Here is a 1,677-nt window from a genome sequence, read left to right as displayed (position 1 = left end):
GCGGCATCGATGGCGGCGGCGGTGGCAAGGCGCAGGGCCTCGAGCCTTGCGGCCTCCTGCCGCCAGATGGCGGCAAGGTTCAGCCAGATCTGCGCCAGCGTATCGGGATCGGGGGCGGTGAGGCCGGTCTCGGCGGACAGGAGCGGATAGGCCGCGAGATCGGGCTGCGGCTCGGCCAGCCAGGCGCGGGCCTCGGCCTCCTTGGCGAGATAGATCATCTGCTGGCCCGGCAGATCGGTGACCAGCTGGCGGCGGGCCTGATCGATGGCATGGGTCAGGGCGGCCCGGGCCGCTGCCCTGGCCTCCGCCAATGCCTCCACCGCGCGGGCCTCGGCCCCGATCATCTGGCTCCAGTCGATCATTGCACACCCCCTTCAAACGGGTCTTCAAACGGCGCGTCAGGCGCGGGCGGGTTCCATTCCGGCAGGGCAACCGGGCCATCCTCCCAGACCTCGACCGGGTCGGGATGGGTCACGCGGCGGGCCGCATCCGGGGCGGGGAAGGGCAGCGGCCCATGCGGCAGGAAGAGCGCAAGCCGCAGCACCCCGTCCTGCCGGGTCACATCCGAGGCGAGCCAGCCGCCCGGCACGGCCGCGCGCGGCAAGACCGCGCCTTCGGGCAGCGGGGCGAAGTCATGCGGGGTGCCATTCACCATCAGCACCTCGCCCTTCCGGGCAAGAACCGGGACCGGATCATCGGCGCGGATCGGGATCAGGGTCAGGATCATCGAGAGGCTCCTTCAGAACCAGCGGCCAAGGGCGAGCCCGTCAAGACGGGCCTCGACAGCGGCGGAATGGAGATTGACGACGCCCAGCACGCCTGCGGTCGCACCGACCCCGCCGCCCACCCCGCGCAGATGCCGCGCGGCACTCTGGCGCGAGGCCGGATCGTTGAAGCTGCGCACCGCCACCCGGGGCTGGGGCACCGAACCCGAGACGAAGACCGCCGGATAGGTCCAGCTCGCCTCGACATAGGCCCCGGCAGGGATCGATTGTGCGAGGCCTGCGGTGATCCAGCAGATCTGCGTGCCATCGGCCAGCCGCAGATAATCGCCATTCGCATTGCTGCCGCGCTCCAGCACCGCCCCGGTCGGCACGCCGCCCGACTGGCTGACCGTGCCCAGCAGCCCGCGCAGGGTGACGATCCGCTCCCAGGGCGTCCAGGTCACCCCGGCATCCTGCGTGCGGCGCAGGAAGACCCCGCCGGTCAGCGGGCTTGCGATCTGCGCCTGGAAGTTCACCGTGGCGGCACTGCGCAGCACGATCACCGCGCCGCTGCCCGAACTCGGGATCGCCGGATCGCTGAAGACATAGGTATAGGTCCCGGCAGGCATCATCGCATTGAGGCTGACCGTGACCGGCGCGGTGGCCAGAAGCCCGCCATCGCCCACCTGCAGGACCCGCCCCGCCATGGCATCGGTCGGGCCTGCGGTCACCGGGCGGCCCAGCGTCAGCCAGCCGCTGCCGGTGGAGATCACCAGAACCCCATGCCCGCGCGGCAAGGCCAGCGTCGCCGCGCCGTCGATGCTGTCGCTGCCCTGCCGGGTCAGGGTGATGGTGCCGGTCCCGGTATTGACCACCGAGACGAAGAAGGCCGCCCCCGCATGGGCCGCGAGCGGCAGGGTCAGGACCCAGCTGCCGCTGGCGCTGATGACCCGGCCCCGGTCGGCCGCCGTCA

The 1,677-nt window shown here is 71.7% G+C and carries 2 protein-coding genes and 1 pseudogene; all 3 read right to left on the bottom strand.

Features of this window, described 5'->3' with window-relative positions:
- Window positions 1-362, bottom strand: a pseudogene (locus V6590_RS20740) (hypothetical protein); the annotation flags it as partial.
- Window positions 359-727, bottom strand: a complete 369-nt coding sequence (locus tag V6590_RS20735) for a hypothetical protein (protein ID WP_335425614.1) — start codon at window positions 725-727, stop codon at window positions 359-361. The gene V6590_RS20735 and the pseudogene V6590_RS20740, both read right to left, overlap by 4 nt.
- A gap of 12 nt (window positions 728-739) precedes the next feature.
- Window positions 740-1,677, bottom strand: a 938-nt coding sequence (locus tag V6590_RS20730) for a pyocin knob domain-containing protein (protein ID WP_335425613.1), incomplete at its 5' end; no start/stop codon positions are given.

It is taken from the genome of Gemmobacter denitrificans, assembly GCF_036964905.1.
GTDB classification, from domain to species: Bacteria; Pseudomonadota; Alphaproteobacteria; order Rhodobacterales; family Rhodobacteraceae; genus Gemmobacter; species Gemmobacter denitrificans.
This window is presented reverse-complemented; position numbering and strand designations above follow the sequence as displayed.

Bases quoted from the DNA above. Each gene is read 5' to 3' on its own strand.
- V6590_RS20735 (WP_335425614.1), bottom strand. From the start codon at position 727: ATGATCCTGACCCTGATCCCGATCCGCGCCGATGATCCGGTCCCGGTT.